General features: G+C 60.6%; 16 protein-coding genes and 1 pseudogene. 15 read left to right on the top strand and 2 right to left on the bottom strand.

Translation table 11 applies throughout. The features are described 5' to 3' along the window. The first annotated feature begins 1 nt into the window (after nucleotide 1). The 14 genes and pseudogenes from HMPREF2894_RS05575 (at nucleotide 2) to nrdR (ending at nucleotide 18,525) form a co-directional block, all read left to right on the top strand. Nucleotides 2-2,158, top strand: coding sequence for an FtsW/RodA/SpoVE family cell cycle protein (locus tag HMPREF2894_RS05575; protein ID WP_070678158.1), 2,157 nt, complete (start codon nucleotides 2-4; stop codon nucleotides 2,156-2,158). Between the two features lie 210 nt (nucleotides 2,159-2,368). After that, nucleotides 2,369-3,469: an undecaprenyldiphospho-muramoylpentapeptide beta-N-acetylglucosaminyltransferase gene (gene murG, locus HMPREF2894_RS05570; protein WP_070616581.1), complete on the top strand. Its 1,101-nt coding sequence runs from the start codon at nucleotides 2,369-2,371 to the stop codon at nucleotides 3,467-3,469. After that, complete coding sequence (murC, locus tag HMPREF2894_RS05565; RefSeq protein ID WP_070678156.1) at nucleotides 3,469-4,968, top strand: UDP-N-acetylmuramate--L-alanine ligase; 1,500 nt, start codon at nucleotides 3,469-3,471, stop codon at nucleotides 4,966-4,968. The genes murG and murC overlap by 1 nt, the downstream gene beginning before the upstream one ends. A gap of 9 nt (nucleotides 4,969-4,977) precedes the next feature. Next, nucleotides 4,978-6,594, top strand: a complete 1,617-nt coding sequence (locus HMPREF2894_RS05560) for a cell division protein FtsQ/DivIB (RefSeq protein WP_246827023.1) — start codon at nucleotides 4,978-4,980, stop codon at nucleotides 6,592-6,594. Between the two features lie 196 nt (nucleotides 6,595-6,790). Continuing rightward, nucleotides 6,791-7,975 carry a cell division protein FtsZ gene (gene ftsZ / locus HMPREF2894_RS05555; protein WP_049354877.1) on the top strand — a complete coding sequence of 395 codons (1,185 nt, stop codon included), beginning with the start codon at nucleotides 6,791-6,793 and terminating at the stop codon, nucleotides 7,973-7,975. A 149-nt stretch (nucleotides 7,976-8,124) separates the two neighbouring features. Beyond that, nucleotides 8,125-8,973: a purine nucleoside phosphorylase YfiH/LACC1 family protein gene (locus HMPREF2894_RS05550; RefSeq protein WP_070678152.1), complete on the top strand. Its 849-nt coding sequence runs from the start codon at nucleotides 8,125-8,127 to the stop codon at nucleotides 8,971-8,973. Nucleotides 8,974-9,009: 36 nt separating this feature from the next. Beyond that, nucleotides 9,010-9,843: a YggS family pyridoxal phosphate-dependent enzyme gene (locus HMPREF2894_RS05545; protein WP_070678150.1), complete on the top strand. Its 834-nt coding sequence runs from the start codon at nucleotides 9,010-9,012 to the stop codon at nucleotides 9,841-9,843. A 792-nt stretch (nucleotides 9,844-10,635) separates the two neighbouring features. After that, nucleotides 10,636-10,944: pseudogene (locus tag HMPREF2894_RS09250) on the top strand (cell division protein SepF); the annotation flags it as partial. 10 nt (nucleotides 10,945-10,954) lie between these two features. After that, complete coding sequence (locus HMPREF2894_RS05535) at nucleotides 10,955-11,254, top strand: YggT family protein (RefSeq protein WP_070678148.1); 300 nt, start codon at nucleotides 10,955-10,957, stop codon at nucleotides 11,252-11,254. 461 nt (nucleotides 11,255-11,715) lie between these two features. Beyond that, complete coding sequence (locus HMPREF2894_RS05530) at nucleotides 11,716-12,258, top strand: DivIVA domain-containing protein (protein WP_049352995.1); 543 nt, start codon at nucleotides 11,716-11,718, stop codon at nucleotides 12,256-12,258. A gap of 288 nt (nucleotides 12,259-12,546) precedes the next feature. Then, the gene (gene lspA / locus HMPREF2894_RS05525) at nucleotides 12,547-13,149 is read left to right on the top strand and encodes a signal peptidase II (protein WP_141754530.1); all 603 of its coding nucleotides are present in this window, start codon (nucleotides 12,547-12,549) and stop codon (nucleotides 13,147-13,149) included. A gap of 88 nt (nucleotides 13,150-13,237) precedes the next feature. After that, a complete protein-coding gene (locus HMPREF2894_RS05520; protein WP_070678146.1) occupies nucleotides 13,238-14,224 on the top strand; it encodes an RluA family pseudouridine synthase in 987 nt (328 codons plus the stop codon). 127 nt (nucleotides 14,225-14,351) lie between these two features. Further along, nucleotides 14,352-17,894 carry a DNA polymerase III subunit alpha gene (gene dnaE, locus HMPREF2894_RS05515; protein ID WP_070678145.1) on the top strand — a complete coding sequence of 1,181 codons (3,543 nt, stop codon included), beginning with the start codon at nucleotides 14,352-14,354 and terminating at the stop codon, nucleotides 17,892-17,894. 175 nt (nucleotides 17,895-18,069) lie between these two features. Then, nucleotides 18,070-18,525, top strand: a complete 456-nt coding sequence (nrdR, locus tag HMPREF2894_RS05510) for a transcriptional regulator NrdR (protein ID WP_005506525.1) — start codon at nucleotides 18,070-18,072, stop codon at nucleotides 18,523-18,525. A 176-nt stretch (nucleotides 18,526-18,701) separates the two neighbouring features. Here the strand turns inward: nrdR and ppgK are convergent, their stop codons facing one another. Continuing rightward, nucleotides 18,702-19,553 carry a polyphosphate--glucose phosphotransferase gene (gene ppgK, locus HMPREF2894_RS05505; RefSeq protein ID WP_049340710.1) on the bottom strand — a complete coding sequence of 284 codons (852 nt, stop codon included), beginning with the start codon at nucleotides 19,551-19,553 and terminating at the stop codon, nucleotides 18,702-18,704. A 145-nt stretch (nucleotides 19,554-19,698) separates the two neighbouring features. Further along, nucleotides 19,699-20,610, bottom strand: coding sequence for a type I methionyl aminopeptidase (gene map / locus HMPREF2894_RS05500; RefSeq protein ID WP_005506520.1), 912 nt, complete (start codon nucleotides 20,608-20,610; stop codon nucleotides 19,699-19,701). 281 nt (nucleotides 20,611-20,891) lie between these two features. Here map and HMPREF2894_RS05495 point away from each other — a divergent pair, with 281 nt between their 5' ends. Next, a complete protein-coding gene (locus HMPREF2894_RS05495) occupies nucleotides 20,892-21,149 on the top strand; it encodes a hypothetical protein (RefSeq protein ID WP_083309910.1) in 258 nt (85 codons plus the stop codon). Nucleotides 21,150-21,219 lie beyond the last annotated feature (70 nt).

Raw genomic sequence — 21,219 nt, 5'->3', positions numbered from 1 at the left:
TGTGAGTACCAGCGCATCTTCGGAGCGTTCGGCTTCTTCGGCGCGTTCGACCGCGAGTGGTCGTTGGGCGTCTTTGCGAGCCGGTTGGGAGGATTTCTCTGCGCCGTTCCGTGCTCGTGCCGATAGGCTGTACCGTCGTGGTTTGAAGGCTGACCTGTGGGATGTGCCGGTGATGCTGCTGGTGACGACCCTGGGTCTGGCTATTTTTGGCTGCATTATGGTGCTGTCGGCGTCGAGCGTCACCATGATTTCGCAGGGGCAGTCGCCGTTCTCGCAGGTTTCGTCTCAGATTATGTTCTTGGTCGTGGGCGTTCTCGCGATGGCGGGTATTACGCGTATCCCTGTTGGGTATTACCACAAGAAGTCTGTGGTGTACGCGATGCTGATTGTCGCGTTGGTCATGCAGCTTGCTGTGGTGGTCGTTGGCGTTGAGGTGAACGGTAACCGTAACTGGTTGAAGATCCCCGGCATCGGACAGATCCAGCCGTCGGAGTTTTCGAAGCTGGCGATTATTATGTGGCTGGCGTGGGTGTACAGCCGTCACGGCGATATTTCTCGTAGTATTTGGCGCACGCTGTTCCCCTCGATTTATGGTGTGGGTGCCCTGGTGCTGCTGATTATGCTCGGTGGTGACATGGGTACCGCCATGGTGTATGGCTTCATTTTTGTGGGCATGATGTGGCTGGCGGGTGCTTCTCGCAGCTCGCTGCTGAAGATTGGCGGCGCGTTTGCGGTGTTGGCGCTGGTGGGTGTGCTCAGTAGCGCGAACCGTGTGGCTCGTATTTTCGGTATTTGGGGCTCGTGCACGAACGCTAACTGTGACCAGGCGAATTCTGGTGAGGTGGCGCTGACGACCGGTGGCTTCTTGGGTGTTGGTCTGGGCCAGTCGCGCCAGAAGTATAACTACCTGGCTGAGGCGCATAACGACTATATTTTCGCCATTATTGGTGAGGAGCTGGGTCTGCTGGGTACGCTGGCGGTTCTGCTGCTGTATGTGGGCCTGGTGTACTGCGCGGTTCGTATTATGCTGCGTACTACTGATCCGCTGGTGCGTTTGGCTACGGGCGGCATCATGATTTGGTTGACCTCTCAGGCGATTATCAATATGGGCATGGTGTCCCGTATTTTGCCGGTGATTGGTGTGCCTTTGCCGTTTGTCTCCTATGGTGGTTCGTCGCTGTTGTCCTCGTTGTTTGCGGCGGGTTTGTTGTTGGCGTTTGCGCGGCAGACTCCGTTGCGTGGCGCGACGAAACCGTCGAATATTGAGACCCAGAGCGCGCGTGAGGTTCGTCGTGAGAATGCTGAATGGCAGCGTCGTACGCCGTTGCAGGATGTGCTGAATCAGGAAGAGGCTGCTCGTGCGGCTGCTGGTGGCCACCTGTTGAAGGAACATAATCCTTTGAAGGTTGTTTTCGGTCCGGAGAGTACGTTGCGCCGTTGGTTGGGTTTTGCGCCGGATCAGCAGCGCGAGTTGTCTCGTGTGGCTCGTGAGCAGGAGCGCCAGGCCCGGGAGCAGGCTCGTCGTGAGGAGGAACAGGCTCGCCAGGAGGCGACGCAGGCTCGAGAAGAGGCGCGTCTGGCTCGTGAGGAAGCGCGTCTGGCTCGTGAGGAAGCTGCCCGTGTGAAGGCGGAGCAGAAGGCTGAAGCTCAGAAGCAGAAGGCCTCGCAGAAACCTGCACCGCAGAAGGCAGCTCCGCAGAAGGCTCCCGCTCAGCCTCGTACCGGTCAGCAGACTCGTATTGCCCAGAAGAGTACTGCCTCTACTCGAGCGGCACAGGGTAAGCCTGCTCAGCCTCGTACTGCTCAGCCCCGTACCGCTCAGCAGCCTACTGCTCAGAAACCTGCTGCTCAGAAGCGAGTGCAGCAGGCTCGTGGTGCTCAGCCCCGTAGCGCACAGCACCGTCCGTCGGGTTCGCTACCTGCGGGTCTGCAGCCGCTGCATCCTGAGGATCGTCAGCGTCGTGCCCAGCGACAGGGCAATCCTCGACAGGGTAATCCTCGACAGGGCGCTCAACGTCAGGTAGCGCCGCGACAGGGCACCCAGGCAAAGGGTATTCAGGCCAAGGGCGCTCCGAAGAACAGCGCTCAGCAGGCGCAGCGTCCGGCTCAGGGCGCGGCTCGGAACTCGGATCAGCGCGGCACCCGTAAGCAGGGCTAAACCCCGCGGAACCCGCTCCGTGAAGCCTGCATATCGGGGGCTGACATTCGGGGGAGTGAGCTGCGGTTCGTGCCTCTACCCGTGATGAATATGTGCTGAATATAAGATAAAGCCCTCGCTGTTGAGTTGTAGCTCAATGGCGGGGGCGCTCTTTTGAACAGGTGCGATAGCGTAAAATGATGCTGTACCGATGTGTTGGGAGAAAGACCTATGACGAAGAAGGCGCCCTCTATAGTCTTCGCCGGTGGTGGCACCGCCGGTCATATTAATCCGATGCTCGCGATTGCGCGTGCGGTTCGTGATCTTGAACCGAACGCTAAGATTCTGATGCTGGGCACTGCGGATAAGATGGAAGCCGAGCTGGTTCCGGCAGCTGGTTTCGATATTGAGTTCATCCCTCGTGCAGCGTTCCCTCGTAGCATTAACCGTGCCGCTTTGGCTTTCCCCGCTAAGTTCTTTGGTGGCCTGTCGAAGACCCGCCGCATCCTCAAAGAAGCAGATGCAGACGTGGTTGTTGGCGTGGGTGGCTACGTGTGCCCGCCGGCGTACCTGTCGGCGTTGAGCGCTAAGATTCCCGTGGTGATTCATGAGGCGAATGCGAAGCCCGGTTTGGCGAACCGCCTGGGTGGTACGTTTGCGGAGTTCACCGGTGTGGCGTTCCCTAATACTCCTTTCCCGCGTGCAACCCTGGTGGGTATGCCGATGAAGGATGAGATTGCCTACCTGAACCGTGAAGCGCACCGTTCGAAGGCTCGCCGTAACCTGGGCTTGGACCCGCAGAAGCCGACCGTGATTGTGACGGGCGGTTCGCTGGGTGCGTTGAGCCTGAATAATGCGGTGGCGGCGTGCCGTGACCACTTTGCGGAGTGGGACTTCCAGATTCTGCATATTACCGGCAAGGGTAAGGCTGTTCTGGATGAGAATGGTGAGCCGCTGAGCGCCCCGAATTACCGTCAGATTGAGTTCAGCAACGGCATGCAGGATGTGTATGCTGCCGCTGATCTTCTGCTGGTGCGTTCGGGTGCGGCGACCGTCAGTGAGGTTGCTGCGGTGGGTGTTCCCGCGATTTTTGTGCCGCTTCCTATTGGTAATGGTGAGCAGGCTCTGAATGCTCGTTCTCTGGTGGAGGCGTCTGCGGCTCTGCTGGTGAAGGATGCAGAGGTCACCGGTGAGTGGTTTGCCCGTGAGATTCCGGCTCTTATGGCGAACCCGGAGGAGCTGGAGCGCATGGGCGCTGCGGCGTATGAACTTGGTATCCGTGACGCGGCACGCGTTATGGCTGAAGCAGTATTGAAAGCAGCTGAGAAGTAATGACTGAATTGATGAATCTTGAGATGGTGTTGCCGGCACCGCTGAACCCGCCGTTTCCTGAGCGTGCGAAGATGAGCGAGTTGGGCCGTGTGCACTTCATCGGTATTGGTGGCGCTGGTATGAGTGCTATTGCCGCTCTGATGCTGCAGGCTGGTGTGACGGTGAGCGGTTCTGATCGTGCGGAGTCGGCTACTGTTGAGTCTTTGCGTGCTGCGGGTGCTCGTGTGGGTGTTCCTCAGCAGGCTGAGAACATTGTGGATGTTGATACCGTGGTGATTTCTACTGCGATTCGTGAGGATAACCCGGAGCTTGTTGCCGCTCGTGCGCAGGGTCTGCGTGTGCTGCATCGTTCTGAGGCGCTTGCCGCTGTGATGGGTGAGGCTCAGGTGGTTGCTGTTGCCGGTACTCACGGTAAGAGCACGACCAGTTCCATGATTTCTGTGATGTTTGATCAGCTGGGTGCTGACCCGTCGTTTGCGGTGGGTACTGTGATTGCTGGTCGCGGCACGAACGCTCACCTGGGTGCTCAGGGCCCGGAGTCGATTTTTGTGGCTGAGGCTGATGAGTCGGACGGCTCGTTTGTGCGTTACCGCCCGGCTATTGCTGTGGTGACGAATGTTGAGCCGGACCACCTGGATTTCTATGAGACGGATGAGCGTGTCTTTGAGGCGTTCAACCGTTTTGTGGGTTCGTTGGCACCTAACGGTGTTGTGGTGACCTGTGCTGATGATGCGGGCGCGGCTGATTTGGCGGCTCGTTCTCGTGCGGCGGGTGTGCCCGTGGTGACTTACGGCGAGTCTGAGGATGCTGACCTGCGCATTAGTGAGATTACCAGCGCGGGTTCTTCCTCGTCGTCGCACCTGTCGTGGTCTTTTGAGCGCCGCGGTGTGCGTTATGAGGGTGAGCAGGATCTTGCACTGAAGGTGCCCGGTATTCATAACCAGTTGAACGCTTCGGCTGCTTTTGCGTCGGCGTTGATCTCTGGTTACGAGGCTGCCGATATTGCTCGCGCTCTGGCTGATTTCGTGGGCGCTGACCGCCGCTTCACCCTGCGTGGTGAGGTTGCGGGCGTGAAGGTCTTTGATGACTATGCGCACCACCCGACCGAGGTGTTCCGTGCCCTGGAGACCGGTCGTACCGTGGCTGATGGCCATAACCTGTACGTGATTTTCCAGCCGCACCTGTTCTCTCGTACTCGCGAGTTTGCAAAGGAGTTCGCAGAGGCCTTGTCGATGGCTGACCGTGCTCATGTGCTGGATATTTACCCGGCTCGTGAGCTGCCGATTGAGGGCGTGACCAGTGAGCTGATTACCGGCGCTGGTTTCTCTGAGGTTCGTTACGCTACCGCTGAGGACGCTATTGAGGATATTGTGACCTGCGCTCAGGATGGCGATATCGTGATGACCGTTGGCGCTGGCGATGTGACCGCTTTGGGTGCGCGTCTGCTGGAGTCCCTGGAAATCCGTCACGGTGGCGAGTCGAAGAAGTCGGAGGCTTAGGCTGTGCCGATGAGTTCTGGTCTCTCTTCGGAGGGGCATTCCTCCTCGCGCGCGCCGAAGGCTCCGCGTTCGCGTGCTCGTCTGCGTGCTCAGCAGGTAGCTGAGAATGTGCAGGTTGAGGCGGCACAGGCTGAGGCGGTACATGCTAAGCCTGTGCAGACGCAGGCTGTAAAGAGCGCAGAAATTGCTGAGGCTGTGAAGCCCGCGGAATCTGCGAAGTCTGCGGAAGCTGTGAAGCCTGCCGGGGCTGCATCCTCGGAGGCTTCTGCCCAGTCTGCCGCTACCCAGTCTTCGAGCTCCGTTCGACACATACCGCGTAAGCCGGTGGTGCATAAGTCGCACGCCCAGAACGGTGCTGATTCTTCGGCTCAGAAGAGCGCGGCGGCGGTTCATTCTTCGGCGCAGTCTTTGAAGGATTCGGTGCGTTCTGCGCTGATGACCGGTCGTACCGTGTCTGAGGTTGAGCACGCGCCCGAGCTGTTTGATGTTGAGGCGTTTGAGGATTCTTCGTCTAAGACTGAATCCGCTAAGACTGCATCCTCTCAGGCTGAGAAGAGTTCCGGCAAGGATAGCGATAAGGGTGCCGACAAGAAGTCTGCGTCCACCTCCGCCAAGGCATCTACCCAGTCTGATGCTGCCGGCTCTGGTGAAGATTCTGCCGCTGAGAATGCGGACAAGACCGACGCCAAGAGCACTGATAAGGCGGGGGAGAAGGCTGCTGAAGAGCCTCGCCCCACGAGTCGTTTTGGTCGTTGGCGTGCCGAGCGTGAACAGCAGCGTGCCGCGGAGATTGAGAAGGAGCGCGAGCGTGCGAGCCGTCAGGCTCACCGTGAGCGTCTGCGTCAGGATCCGGGCCTGGACGGCCTGCGTGCTGAGGAACGCCCCCGTAAGGAGCGTGCGCCTCTGACTCGTGCCCGTAAGCTGCTGTACACTGCCTCGGCACTGGCTATTATCGCGGTGCTGTATGTGGTGTTGGTCTTCTTCTCGCCCCTGTTGGCGACTCAGAAGATCACGGTGCGCGGCGCGTCCCTGCTGGAAACCACCCAGGTGGAGCAGAAGCTTGAGCCTCTGCGCGGTGTTCCGCTCACTCGCATCGATGAGAAGAAGGTGCGTGAGCTGATCGGGCAGGATAATGTGATTCGTAGCGTGCAGGTGGAGAGCCGTCCGCCGCATGAGCTGGTGGTGACTCTGAAGGAGCGTACCGCGGTTGCGGTTGTGAAGCAGGGCGATACGTACCATACTGTTGATAGCGATGGTGTGAGCCTTCTGGAGTCGGCAACTCAGCCCGATACGTCGGTGCCGCTGGTTCGTTTCAGCGGTGATGACCCGCAGACTTCGGCTGAGTTCCGCACCATTTCTACGGCGCTTTCGGCGATGCCCTCTGAACTTCTAGCTCAGGTTAAGGAAGCCAGCGCTACCTCAACCTCAAGTATCACTCTAACCTTGAGGGATAATACTACGGTGCAGTGGGGAACCGCTGAAGAGAGCGAGTTGAAGGCTAAGGTTCTTCTCTCCCTGCGCCAGGCTATTGCCAAGCGTGCCCAGGAGGAGACCTCCTCCGAGGCACAGACGCAGAAGGTGACCGTCTATGACGTGTCTGCCCCGCGCGTACCGGTGACCCGTTAGGGGAACCATTCAGGCGCTTTATCCTCCCTTTTTGTGTGAAATCCGCAAAAAGAGGGGGTAATTGCGCTGTGTGACTAGGAACCAACAAAAACAGTTTGGTATCCTAGCAGATAAAGTCATTCTTTAGAGGAAACCTTCAGGCTTAGATTAAGCTGCGGGTCTTCCGAAGCTGGAACACGGAACAATCGAGGAATACATGGACGCTGGAACTCCCCAGAACTACTTGGCAGTCATCAAGGTCGTTGGTATCGGCGGCGGTGGCGTCAACGCAGTCAACCGCATGATTGAGGTTGGTCTGCGCGGCGTTGAGTTCATTGCTATCAACACTGACGCTCAGGCTCTGCTCATGTCCGATGCAGACGTTAAGCTGGACGTTGGTCGTGAGCTGACCCGCGGTCTTGGCGCGGGCGCAAACCCCGAGGTTGGCCGTCAGGCAGCCGAGGATCACGCGCAGGAAATTGAGGAAGTCCTCAAGGGCGCAGACATGGTCTTTGTGACCGCAGGTGAGGGCGGTGGCACCGGTACCGGTGGCGCACCCGTCGTGGCACGTATTGCCCGCTCCCTCGGCGCTCTGACCATTGGTGTGGTGACCCGCCCCTTCACCTTCGAGGGTCGTCGCCGCTCCAACCAGGCTGAGACCGGTATCGCTGCTCTGCGCGATGAGGTTGATACCCTGATCGTTATTCCGAACGACCGACTGCTGTCGATTTCGGATCGCAACGTCTCCATGCTGGACGCATTCAAGTCCGCTGACCAGGTTCTGCTCTCCGGTGTGCAGGGCATTACCGACCTGATCACCACCCCCGGCCTGATCAACCTTGACTTCGCTGACGTTAAGTCCGTCATGCAGGGTGCAGGTTCGGCTCTGATGGGCATCGGCTCGGCATCCGGTGAGGACCGTGCCGTGAAGGCAGCTGAGCTGGCTATCGCTTCGCCGCTGCTGGAAGCATCCATCGACGGTGCACACGGCGTTCTGCTGTCCATTCAGGGTGGCTCCGACCTGGGTCTGTTCGAGATCAACGAGGCTGCACGCCTGGTTCAGGAAGTTGCTCACCCCGACGCAAACATCATCTTCGGTGCTGTTATTGACGACGCACTGGGCGATGAGGCTCGCGTGACCGTGATTGCTGCTGGCTTCGACGCAGTGAACCCGGAGACCAACTCCAACGCTTCCACTGCTGCTGCTACTCAGGCTCAGCGCACCCAGGCATCCTTCGGCGGTTCCACCGCTGCTCCGGCTGCTAACGGCTACGGCTACAACGCACCCGCTGCTGCTCCGGCTTCCACCGGCGCTGCTGGCTTCGACGTTGACCTTCCCCCGGTTGTGGAGGAAGCTCCGGCTCGCCGCGACACCCTGGATGTCCCTGACTTCCTGAAGTAGTCTGCCCGGCTGTGAACGCATAGGCGTTGCACGGCTGAGAGTCTTATGAAGCTATAGGGGAGCTGAGAAACACGCACATTGTGCTGTTCTCGGCTCCCCTTTGCTATACCCGCCGTTATACCTGCTGACATCTGATGAAGGAATAGAAGATGAGCGATAACCCCAAAACTTCGCTGCTTGCCTCTGCCGATACCCGCACCCTGGGCCCCTGGCGTGTGCGGGTGGGCTTTACCTCCCGCGCGGCGGGCAACCTGGGCCTGCACGTGGACGATGAGCTCGGCGGCGGCATGGACGCCTCCCTGGTGCGCACCCTCAACCACCGTGCCGCCCTGGAGGAGGCGCTGGGTACCGACCCGTTCTTCTACCTGAACCAGGTGCACGGTGTGCAGATTGCCTACCCGGAAGACTACGCGGTGGAATCCTACGCGCCCGGTGCACCCGAGGAGCGTACCGCTGAGCGTGCCCGCGCGGTGCTGGAGAACTCCCCGGTCGCCGATGCGGCGATTAGCAGTGAGGGCGTGCCCCTGGCGATTATGGTGGCGGACTGCATTCCCGTGGTGCTGGTGGGTGAGCGGGTCGCGAACTGGCAACCAATCCTGGCGGTGGCTCACGCTGGCCGCCGCGGCCTGCTTGATGGCGTGCTTCAGCAGACTGTGCAGCGGATGCGTCAGCTCGGCGCGGAGAAAATTACCGCCTGGCTGGGTCCGAGTATTTGCGGTAGCTGCTACGAGGTGCCCGAGGCGATGCGCACCGAGTCCACCGAACTGATTCCGCAGGTGCATTCGGTGACCAGCCAGCAGACCCCCGGCCTGGATCTGCCCGCCGGTGCCCGCGCCGTGCTGGAGGAGGCGGGCGTGCAGGTGAGCATGGACTGTGCGCAGTGCACGTTTGAGGAGCCCGAGGTGTATTCGCATCGCGGGTTCACGAACCGCGGTGAGAAGCCGGGCCGCATCGCGGGTCTGGTGTGGATTGAGAAGGCGCCAGAGCCCGCCGCCTAGAGCTGCTAAAGATAGAAAGCCGCTGAAGGAGAGAAGATGTCTGAAATGAACGTAGAAGAGAACCTGCAGTACACTCCCGAACGTGCCGAGCAGCTGCTACAGAACTACCGCCGCGTGCTTGAGCGTATCCGTACCGCGGAGCAGGACCACAGCGCCGTGCGTACCGAGGAGAGCGCCCCGGTGCAGCTGGTGACGGTCACGAAGTTCTTCCCCGCCTCCGACGCGGCGGCACTGCTGGATGGGGGAGTGACCCTCTTCGGTGAGAACCGCGACCAGGAGGCGAGCGCGAAGGCTCGCGAGCTTGCCGCATACTGTGCTCAGCGTGAGGTGCAGCCCCCGCACTGGGCGTTTATTGGCCAGTTGCAGACGAACAAGGCGAAGTCTGTGGTCAAGTACGCCTCCAGCGTGCATTCGGTGGACCGTCCCTCCCTGGCGGACGCGCTGGCGAAGGCATACGCGAACCAGCTCTCCCGCTTTGAAGCGGGGGAGGCGCCCGCACCCGCGGCGGCGGAGCATGGTGCGCTGACCTGCCTGGTGCAGGTGTCCCTGGCGGAGGTTGCGACGGCTGGGCACGCCGCTGAAGGCGCGCGCGGTGGTACGAGCGCCTCCGAGCTGCTGGAGCTGGTGGAACGCATCGAGAACCACGAGCATCTGCGTTGTGGCGGCGTGATGGCGGTGGCGCCGCTGGGCATGAACCCGGATGCGGCGTTTGAGAAGCTCTACGGTTTGGCGTCGCTGGTGCGTGAGCAGGTGCCGCACGCGACCGAGATTTCCGCCGGTATGAGCGGGGATTTGGAGGCGGCGGTGCGTTGGGGCTCGACCTGCGTGCGCGTGGGTAGCGACATTATGGGTAAGCGCCCGGCGCTCTAGCCTCGCCTAAGCTACGCGCCGTGCGTTGTCTCTTCGAGCTCTGGACTGCTTTCGGTGCGGACCGGCGGCATAATCATCGGTGCCCTTGACCGCCTGCGCGGGGTGGGCGCTGGTAATATATACATGCCGGTGCATGGCGTACCGTTACGCACACACCTTCTGATGACGCACTACGGCAGAACCTGTACACCACCAACGTGAAAGAACAGCGAGAGAATCATGGCGAAACAAAGCCGTCTGGCGGGTTTCCTCGGCCTGGAACGATACCAGGGCGCTGAGACGACGCCGGAAGAATCCCCGCAGGCTGTGCAGGCTGACTCCCGCCGGGAGGCAAACGCCTCCGCAGGGCAGGCTGCTACAGCGCAGAAGACCGAAAGCTCTCACAGGCTTTCAGCACTGCCCGGTTCGGCACAGTACAGCGTTGCCGAGTCGCAGAGCGAAACCTACCACCTGCAGGACGAACCCGCCTATACTGAACAGGAAGAGTACCTGCAGGCTGATAGCTACGATGACGGTACAGAAACCGAGTATCTGGACGCAGAAGAATCTGCCGACGGACGAGCAACCGTAGATGCAGCGGCATACGCCACCGCTCATACACCTGAAACCACAGCTGACCTGGCAGAAACCGAGCAGACTTGGGACGACGCCAGCGCAGACAATTGGGAGGACACCCCGGTGCCGAATACCGAATACACCGAGCAGTACGCCGAGACGTACTCCAACGACGGCTACTACGACCAGGGCTACGAGCCCGAAGAAACCAACGGATACACCTACGGTTACGAGGAAGAAGAGGACGAATTGCGTCGCATCACCACTATCCACCCCCGCTCCTACAATGACGCAAAGATCATTGGTGAGGCATTCCGCGAGAACATCCCCGTGATTATGAACGTGGAAGAAATGCCTGACGCAGACGCAAAGCGCCTGGTGGACTTCGCATCCGGTCTGGCATTCGCACTGGAGGGCCGCATTGAGCGCGTCACCGCTAAGGTGTTCCTGCTGACCCCCTCCAACCTGGAGGTTCTGGGTGTGGCTAACTCCGAGGTTCCCGCCGGCTTTGAGACCGACGGCGAATTCCCCTTCGACCAGGGCTAAGGACTGATAGATGGGTTATATTTTCGCCCTCATTACGATCGTTGTCTACGTTCTCTACATTGCGATGCTGCTGCGCATGCTCTTTGACTGGGTACGCATGTTCGCTCCGGAGTGGCGCCCCAAGGGCATTGTGTTGCTCTTCGCCAGTGGCGTGTACGCGGTGACGGACTGGCCGATGAACCTGTTGCGTCGTCTGATTCCGCCGGTGCGTGTGGGTAACGTTGCGTTGGATACCGGTTTTCTGATTCTGATTGTTCTGCTGTCTTTCCTGCTGAACATCATGATGACGATTACCGCGAAGCTGTCCTAACGTAGCCCCTCCATCGGAGAGATACGAGAACTAGGCATGAGAGCCCCGCTTGCGCTTGGCATCCTGACATGGGATGACGTGCTGGCGGGGTTTTCTGTACCCAATTTCTGGGCCGAGAAGAACCTCCCGCGAGGGGAGAGAGACGAATACAGCCGGCGTCGAATCATGCGAAATGCACCCGCGAGCAGATATCGAGCTTGATTACGGCGGGGATAGGGATAAACGCAGCGCGTGGTGAATCCCACCCTTGCGCAGAGCGAATATTTTACGATTCAACCGACGTATAACCGGGCACAGAAACCAAAGAATAGTAGAATTGGTGCCAACGACTGCATCGCGGCATAACCATGCCCTGAATCATCGGGACCCTAAAATATTGGGGCCACGCCCTATCTGGCTGGTGAATCCGCGGCACTCAACATCACCACCAAACCCCGTAGGGATACCCAGAGGAGAAGCCCATGGCAATCACCCCCGAAGACCTGATCACTAAGAGCTTCAAGATCGTCACCGAAGAGTCCGGTTACGACCGCAACGAGGTCGACGACTTCCTGGACGAGCTCGTTGTCGAACTGCGCGCACTGTACTCCGAGCGTGACGCTCTGGAGCGTCAGGTCGAGCAGCTCTCCGCAAACGCTCCCGATTCCCCCGCAGCGGCTGTGGCACCCGCACAGTCCTCGGCAGCGCCGGCAGCAGCACCTCAGGATGCAGCAGCACTGCTTGCTATGGCACAGAAGGTTCACGACGACTACGTGGCACAGGGCGAGAAGGCTAAGGCTGAACTGATTGAAGAGGCAGAGAGGAAGGCAGACGCTATGGTGAGCGAAGCTCAGCAGCAGCGCGAAGAGGTTCTCTCTCGCCTCACCGACGAGAAGGAAGAGCTGGAGATCGCTGTTGAGGCTCTGCGCGGCTTCGAGAGCCGTTACCGCTCCAAGCTGCTGCAGCACCTGGATGCACAGGTTCAGGAGCTGAAGAACCTCAAGTCCATCGAGGCTTCCGCATAAATCAGCGTGCCTAAATAAGCTAACGACGCTTTGAAGCGTATGCCGCCCGGATTCTTTCTCTTCCACCGCTATTCACCGGGGAAGATCGAAAGAACCGGGCGGTATTCTCATGCCCGCCCGGCACGGCCTAAAAACCCAGCGTGCAAAGCGGGGGAGAGCACCCGCCACATCACCGCCGAATACTCGATGCGCTACCCCTATTTGCTAAGCTAGAGGGGCACTATCGAACGGTACCGCACCAGGTTTGCGTTCGGGCGCGTAGCAACCGGCACAGACTAGAGGAGAGCTATGACCAACACCCCCAAGACTGCTGAATCCTCAGTCTCACACACCGCTACAAAGGCTGACGGACGCCGCGTGCGCATCCTCTCGGCTCGCTCTGCGGGCATCCTCGCGCTCGTGCTTGCCACCGTCGTGTTCGCTATCGACCAGGGCACCAAATACCTGGTCGTCACCCAGATGCAGTTGGGGGAGCGCATCACCGTTATTGACGGGCTGCTGTGGTGGTACTCGATTCGTAACTCCGGCGCCGCATTCAGCATGGGCGAGAACGTCACCTGGATCTTCACGCTTGTTATGGTCGCCGCCGCCTCTGTGGTGCTTTACCTGTTGCGCCGCACCCGCGCACTGTCCTGGACCCTCGCGCTGGGCGGTCTGCTCGGCGGTATCTGCGGCAACCTTTTCGACCGTCTCTTCCGCGAGCCCGGCTTCGGTTCCGGCCACGTGGTCGACTTTATTTCCGTGCCGAACTTCGCGATTTTCAATATTGCAGACTCCGCAATCTGCGTGTGCATGGCATTCATCGTGCTACTGAACTTCAAGGGCCTGAACCTCAACGGAACCCGCGTGCAGGCTGAGGACAAGAACACCGACGAAAAGAGCGCTGAATAGCTCCCAGCCCGGCTACATCACCGTTATACGCGCCTACAGACGTTCTCACACAGACAACCTAAGAAAACACCACCCGAAGGAGAGCCGCATGAGCGAAACCACCAACGCCGCAGAAGACTCGGCACGCATCCGCGCCGAATTCACCGTTGAAGGCGCGCTTGCCGGTATGCGCCTGGACGCCGCGCTCGCCGGTGCCCTCGACGCGCCGCGTACCCGCACCTCCGGGTGGATTCTTGACGGCCACGTGACCGTGACCAACAACGGCAAGGCCGTGAAGATCGGCAAGTCCTACAAGCTTTCCGCGGGCGACGAGGTCGTCGTGGACGCACCCGCACCGCGCGATCTGGCGGACATCCGCCCCGAAAAGGTGGACGGCTTCCGCATCGTGCACCTGGACGACGACATCGTCGTGGTGGACAAGCCCGCAGGCGTGGCGGCACACCCCTCGCCGGGCTGGCACGGTCCCACCGTCATCTCCGCGCTCATGGGTGAGGGCATTTCGGTTGCTACCTCCGGCGCGGCAGAGCGCCAGGGCATTGTGCATCGCCTGGACGTGGGCACCAGCGGCCTGATGGTCGTAGCCCGCAGCGAACGCGCCTACACCGAACTCAAGCGAGCCTTCAAGGAACGCACCGTGGACAAGATCTACCACACCCTCGTGCAGGGCCTGCCCGACCCGCTGCGTGGCACCATCGACGCACCCATCGGCCGCCACCCCGGCAACGAATGGAAGTTCGCCGTGGTCGAAGACGGACGCAACTCCATCACCCACTACGATGTGCTCGAAGCGTTCGGTCCCGCATCCCTGGTGGAGGTACACCTGGAAACCGGGCGCACCCACCAGATTCGTGTGCACTTCTCCGCGCTGCGCCACCCCTGCTGCGGTGACCTGACCTACGGCGCAGACCCGCGCTTTAGCGCCGAACTGGGTTTGACCCGCCAGTGGTTGCACGCGCACCGCCTGGGCTTCGATCACCCCGGCACCGGCGAGCGCGTGACCTTCACCAGCGAGTACCCGCTCGACCTGTCCTACGCGCTGACCGCTCTGCGCGAGGGTAAGGTTCAGCTCGGCTAGACAGCTCGGTTCGGCTAGACAGCTCGGTTCGGCTAGACAGCCCAGCTAGGTAGAGCCGCCTGCGGGCTGCCGCACACAGCTTCACATTCACCGCCTATCCTCCAGCCCACACCTCCAGGAGATTCCCGTGGCAACCAAAGAATTTACGCACCTGCACGTGCACACCGAGTACTCCATGCTCGACGGTGCCGCGCGCCTGGGTGACCTGTTCACCCACGCTAAAGAACTCGGCATGAAGTCCATGGCGACTAGTGACCACGGCTTCCTCTTTGGTGCCTTCGACTTCTGGCGCCAGGCTAAAGCGCACGACATCAAGCCCATCATTGGTGTGGAGGCGTACCTGACCCCCGGCACGCACCGCACCGACCGTTCGCGTGTGCGCTGGGGCGACGGCTCCCGCGACGACGTCTCCGGCGGTGGCGCGTACACCCACATGACCATGTGGGCTGAAACCACCGAAGGCATGCACAACCTGTTCCGTGCCTCCTCGATTGCGTCGCTGGAAGGTCAGCTGTACAAGCCGCGTATGGACCGTGAGGTGCTGCAGACCTACTCGAAGGGCCTGATTGCGACCACCGGCTGCCCCTCCGGTGAGGTTCAGACGCGCCTGCGCCTGGGTCAGTTCGACGAGGCGGTTCAGGCGGCGAGTGAATTCCGCGATATTTTCGGCAAAGATAACTTCTACTGCGAGGTCATGGACCACGAACTGGACATTGAACGTAACGTCCAGGAGGATCTGCACCGCCTCGCCAAGAAGCTGAACCTGCCCTTCGTCGCCACCAACGACCTGCACTACACCCGCCAGGAAGACCACACCGCCCACGCGGCGCTGCTGTGCGTGCAGTCCGGCTCGACCCTCACTGACCCCAAGCGCTTCAAATTCGACGCGGATAACTTCTACCTGCGCTCGGCTGAAGAAATGTACGCCCTGTTCGGCGACATTCCCGGCGCGTGCGAGAACACCCTCGAAATCGCTGAACGCTGCAACGTGGAGTTCAATACCAAGGCGAACTACATGCCGAACTTCCCCGTGCCCGAGGGCGAAAACGAGGAATCTTGGTTCGTGAAGGAGGTCGAGAAGGGCCTGCACTACCGCTTCCCGCAGGGTGTTCCCGACACCGTGCGCAAGCAGGCAGAGTACGAGGTGGGGGTTATTACCTCTATGGGCTTCCCCGGCTACTTCCTCGTGGTCGCCGACTTCATCAACTGGGCAAAGCGCAACGGCATCCGCGTGGGTCCGGGCCGTGGCTCCGGTGCAGGCTCCATGGTCGCGTACGCGATGCGTATTACCGACCTGAACCCGCTCGACCACGACCTGATCTTCGAGCGATTCCTCAACCCCGACCGCGTCTCCATGCCCGACTTCGATGTGGACTTTGACGATCGTCGCCGCGGCGAAGTCATCGACTACGTGACCGAAAAGTACGGTGAAGAGAAGGTCGCGCAGATCGTCACCTTCGGCACCATTAAGGCGAAGCAGGCGCTCAAGGATGCCTCCCGCGTGATGGACCAGCCGTACTCGGTCGGCGAGCGCCTCACCAAGGCGATGCCGCCGGACGTCATGGGTAAGAACATCGCCCTGGCGAACGTGTACAACGAAGAGGATAAGCGTTACGCCGAGGCGGCAGATTTGCGCGCCCTCATCGAGGACCCGGTCGATAAGATCTACGGCCAGGTGTTCGAAACCGCGAAGGGCCTGGAGGGTCTGAAGCGTCAGTGGGGCGTGCACGCTGCAGGCGTGATTATGTCCAGCAAGGACCTCGTGGACGTGATCCCCGTGATGCGCCGCGAGGCCGACGGCCAGGTCATCACCCAGTTCGATTACCCCACCTGTGAGGGCCTGGGCCTGATCAAGATGGACTTCTTGGGTCTGCGTAACCTCACCATCATCTCTGATGCGGTGGAGAACATTAAGGCTAACCGAGGCATCGACCTGGACCTTGAATCCCTCTCGCTGGACGACCCGGAATCGTACCGTCTGCTGGCGCGCGGCGATACCCTCGGCGTGTTCCAGCTCGATGGCGGCCCGATGCGCTCGCTGCTCAAGCTTATGGAGCCCGAGGAGTTCGAGCACATTTCGGCAGTGTTGGCGCTGTACCGTCCCGGCCCGATGGGCGCGAACTCGCACACCAACTACGCTCTGCGTAAGAACGGTAAGCAGGAGATCGAGCCGATTCATCCCGAGCTGGAAGAGCCGCTGAAGGATATTCTGGACACCACCTACGGCCTTATTGTGTATCAGGAGCAGGTTATGGCGATTGCCCAGAAGGTCGCGAACTACACTCTGGGTGAGGCAGACCTGCTGCGCCGTGCGATGGGTAAGAAGAAGAAGGCGGAGCTGGATAAGCAGTACGCTACCTTCCACGACGGCATGATTTCTAACGGCTACTCTGAGGGCGCTATTAAGGCGCTCTGGGATATTCTGCTGCCGTTCTCTGACTACGCGTTCAACAAGGCGCACACGGCTGCGTACGGTCTGGTGTCGTACTGGACGGCGTACCTGAAGGCGCATTACCCGCAGGAGTACATGGCTGCACTGCTGACCAGCGTGGGCGATAACAAGGACAAGCTCGCGCTGTACCTGAATGAATGTCGCGCCATGGGCATTACCGTGCTCGCGCCGGATGTGAACGAGTCCACCCTGACCTTCGCCCCTGTCGGTGACGATATCCGCTTCGGTATGGGCGCGATCCGTAACGTGGGCGCGAACGTGGTCGAAGGCATGATTGCCGCCCGCGAGGAGAAGGGCCGCTACGAGTCCTTCAACGACTTCCTGAAGAAGGTGCCGCTGCAGGTGTGCAATAAGCGCACCATCGAGTCGCTCATTAAGGCGGGCGCTTTCGACGACCTGGGCCACACCCGCCGTTCGCTGTCCCTCATTCACGAGGCGGCAGTGGACGCGGCCGTGGCGGTCAAACGTAAGGAAGCGGCGGGTCAGTTCGACCTCTTCGGCTCCCTCGGAATGGATGACGCCCTGGGTGATGAGCTGACCGTGACCATCCCCGACGTGCCCGAGTGGGACCGCCGTGAGAAGCTGAACTTTGAGCGTGACATGCTGGGCCTGTACGTTTCGGACCACCCGCTGCGTGGCCTGGAGCGTGCGCTCTCGGATGCTGCAAGCCATTCGGTGCACGACATCATCGGTGAAGATTCGCATGTGCGCGACGGCGAAACCGTCACCATTGCGGGCATGCTCACCGGCGTTTCGCGCCGTATCGCCAAGTCCAGCGGTAACCAGTACGCCTCCGTGGAGCTGGAAGACCCCTCGGGCGCAACCATTACGGTCATGTTCTTCTCCCGCGCCTACGAGACGATGGGCGCCGCCCTGGCGGACGACCTCATCTGTTCGATTCGTGGCCGCGTGCAGCGCCGTGACGACGGCAGCGTGAACATGAGCGCGCAGGAAATGCAGATCCTGGAAATCAGCGATGACGGCCGCGCCGCACCCATCACCATCGTGGTACCCGAGTACCTGGTGACCGAGGCGAACCTGAAGGAGCTGAAGGAGACCCTGCGCGACCACAAGGGAACCGCGGATGTGCGCATGCTCATCCGCACCCGCGATAAGGAGCAGCTGGTGCTGCTGGACCCGAGTGTGCGCGTGGAACCGAACCCGAGCCTCTTCGGTGAAATCAAGACGATTTTCGGTCCGAGCTGCATTCGACGCTAAACATATATAACCCCGCAAGGTGGGAATGACAGGGTGGATTCTGCATAGCAGAGTCCACCCTGAGCGTATATTCACTCACACCATACGGTGTATCCGCTGTATATCACGGTAGAATAGGTATAAATATTCTTGAGCGCTGTATACGCGGGCGCTAGTGCCCAGCCAAGGAGAAACAATGTACTGCCCCTATTGCAAGCACACCGACTCGCGCGTGGTGGATTCCCGCACCACCGATGACGGCGCCGCAATTCGCCGCCGCCGCCAGTGCACCTCCTGCGCTCGCCGCTTCACGACCGTTGAAACCACCACCATTTCGGTGATTAAGCGTTCCGGCGTGACCGAGCCCTTCGACCGTTCGAAGATTGCCGCGGGCGTGCGTAAGGCATGCCAGGGCCGCCCCGTGGGTGAGGACGATTTGGCGAAGCTCGCCCAGGAGGTTGAGGAGCTGATTCGTGCCCGCGGTTTGGCAGAGATTAACGCGCACGAGGTGGGTCTGACCATCCTGGAGCCGCTGTCGAAGCTGGACGCGGTCGCCTACCTGCGTTTTGCGAGCGTGTACCAGGCATTTGAGAACCTTGAAGACTTTGAGGAGGCGATTGCGCGTCTGCGTGAGGACCGCATCGCCCAGTAACTAGCTAGCACAGTAACTGACTAGCACAGCCACTAGCTAACCCAGTAGCTAATGAGCTCGGCCGCCGCTACATGAGCGGCGGCATACAGAAGGGACCGCCTTCCGAATGATTCGGAAGGCGGTCCCTTCGTACGTATGTGAAGCGCTATCCGAGGCGGATAGCAGGAAGCAAACCCTTACGCTTCGCCGCGGCGCTTGCGTTCCTGCAGCATGCCGCCAGCCCACAGTGCCGCACCCACAATACCCGCGTTGTTACGCAGGGCAGCCATGACCATGGGGGTACGAATCTGGTCCTCAAAGTAGGGCATGAACTTCTCCGGGTTCTTGGAGATGCCGCCGCCGATGATGAACAGGTCGGGGGAGAAGAGCATCTGAACGTGCTCGAAGTAGCGGTACAGGCGCTTGCCGTACTTCTTCCAGGACAGCTCGTGCACCTCGCGGGCACGGGCAGAAGCCTGAGACTCGGCGTTGTGGCCGTCGATCTCCAGGTGGCCCAGCTCGGTGTTCGGGATCAGCACGCCGTCGTTGATGAGGGCGGAGCCAATGCCGGTGCCCAGGGTGATGACAGCGATCAGGCCGTCACGGTTACGGCCCTGGCCGTAGGTTGCCTCAGCCAGACCGGCTGCGTCAGCGTCGTTGAGGCCGTAGACGGTGCGGCCGCCCAGAGCCTCGCTCATGACCTGTTCCAGGTCGGTGTTGATCCAGGAGTCGTCCACGTTCGCTGCGGAGAAGACCATGCCGTTCTTCACCACTGCGGGGAAGTCGATGCCGACAGCGGACTCGGGGTCCGGTGCCAGGTCGCGGCCCTGCAGCTCATCCACTACGCGGCGTACAACCTCAGCCACAGCCTCGGGGGTTGCAGGCTTGGGGGTGTCAATGCGGAAACGGTCGGACACGAGGTTACCGGTGCGCAGGTCGACGATACCGCCCTTAATGCCGGTACCTCCAATGTCCACACCAATCTGCAGGTCCTTGGGGGTGGGGGCGGGCAGCTCGTTGATGACGCCGGGTTCTGCGTATTCGCTCATGGTTTTCTCTCTCTTTCGCCCCGCCTACTGCCGTGTAACCTAGGGGAGTGGGCGGGCTTGTCAGTGGGTGAATTGATATAAAAGTGAGGTGCTGGGCTCGTACCTGCACAATACCTGCACAAGTAGGAAACCCAGAGGGCTGCGCTTAGGGCAGGGTCAGGATGTCCGCGCCGTCAGCGGTCACCACGAGGGTGTGCTCGAACTGCGCGGTGCGCTTGCGGTCGCGGGTGACCACAGTCCAGTCGTCATCCCACAGGTCCCATTCGATGGTGCCGAGGGTCAGCATGGGCTCGATCGTGAAAATCATGCCCTCACGGATCTCAGTGTCGTAGGCGGGTGCCGCATCGTAGTGGGGGATGATGAGGCCCGAGTGGAACTCGCGGCCCACACCGTGACCGGTGTAGTCGCGAACCACACCGTAACCGAAACGTGCCGCATACTTCTCAATGACGCGACCAATCACGTTGATCTGGCGGCCCGGCTTCACAGCCTTAATCGCACGGTTCAGGGACTCTTCGGTGCGTTCAACCAGCAGGCGGGACTCTTCGTCCACGTTGCCGACGAGCAGGGTCTTGTTGGTGTCGCCGTGCATGCCGTCCAGGTATGCGGTGACGTCCAGGTTGAGGATGTCGCCGTCCTCCAGCACGGTGGAGTCCGGGATGCCGTGGCAGATGACCTCGTTCAGGGAGGTGCACACGGACTTGGGGTAGCCGCGGTAATCCACGGTGGAGGGGTACGCGCCGTGGTCGCAAATGTACTCGTGGACCAGCACGTCAATCTCGTCGGTGGTGGTGCCGGGCACGCAAATCTTGGATGCTTCAACGATGGCGCCTGCCGCAATCTTGCCGGCTGCGCGAACCCGCTCAACTTCCTCGGGGGTGTACATGTTCGAGTCGTTACCCTCGTTGGCGGTGGGCTTACCCACGTACTCGGGGCGAACAATGTGCGAGGGGACCGGGCGCATGGGGGTGATGCGTCCGGGGGTCAGACAACCCACGGGTGCTCGACCGGGCTCTGCGGGAAGATTGTGCGAAGTATTCGTTTTGGTTGAAGACATAGTTTCATCTTACCGGGCGTGGGCGGGTTGTGTCCCTTGCTCAGGCGCTAAAAAGCGGCGGATACACAAGCCGTACCTTTTTCCCAGATTGTGAATAAAATTTCATGCACGCTAGCGGCAAAACTACGCGGGTGAAAAGCCGGAGTGGAAGGCAGAGGCGGAAGACCGGGGCGGAAGACCGTGGAGGGGAAACGCCGTGAGAAGCTCCGCCCGCCTCATTGCCACGAACCTACGCGCGTGAGAAGCTAGAAACACCAACCCCTCACCGTCGAAGGAGAACCATGAGCCACCACAAGCACCGCCTGAGCGAAGCCATCGAATCGGCGGTCGAAAAGACCCTGAACTCCGCGACTGAATCCACCAGCCCGCACCCCGAAGAGTACTGGTACAACCTCAAAACCGGCGAGGTTGAACGCGGCCAGCAGAGCGCCGTCACCTCCCTGTGGGGCCCCTTCAAAACCTACGAGGAGGCGGCACACGCCATGGACCGCGCCCGCGAACGCAACGACGCCTGGGAAAAGGACGGCGGCTGGCTCTAAAGAACGAGCACCCTCAGCCTTGCCCAACGCCCTCAGCCTTGCTCAAGGCGCACGCCGCCCAATAGACATA

The organism is Rothia sp. HMSC066G02 (genome assembly GCF_001813145.1).
GTDB lineage: Bacteria > Actinomycetota > Actinomycetes > Actinomycetales > Micrococcaceae > Rothia.
The sequence above is the reverse complement of the archived record's forward strand: the minus strand, read 5'-3'. Positions and strand labels throughout refer to the sequence as shown.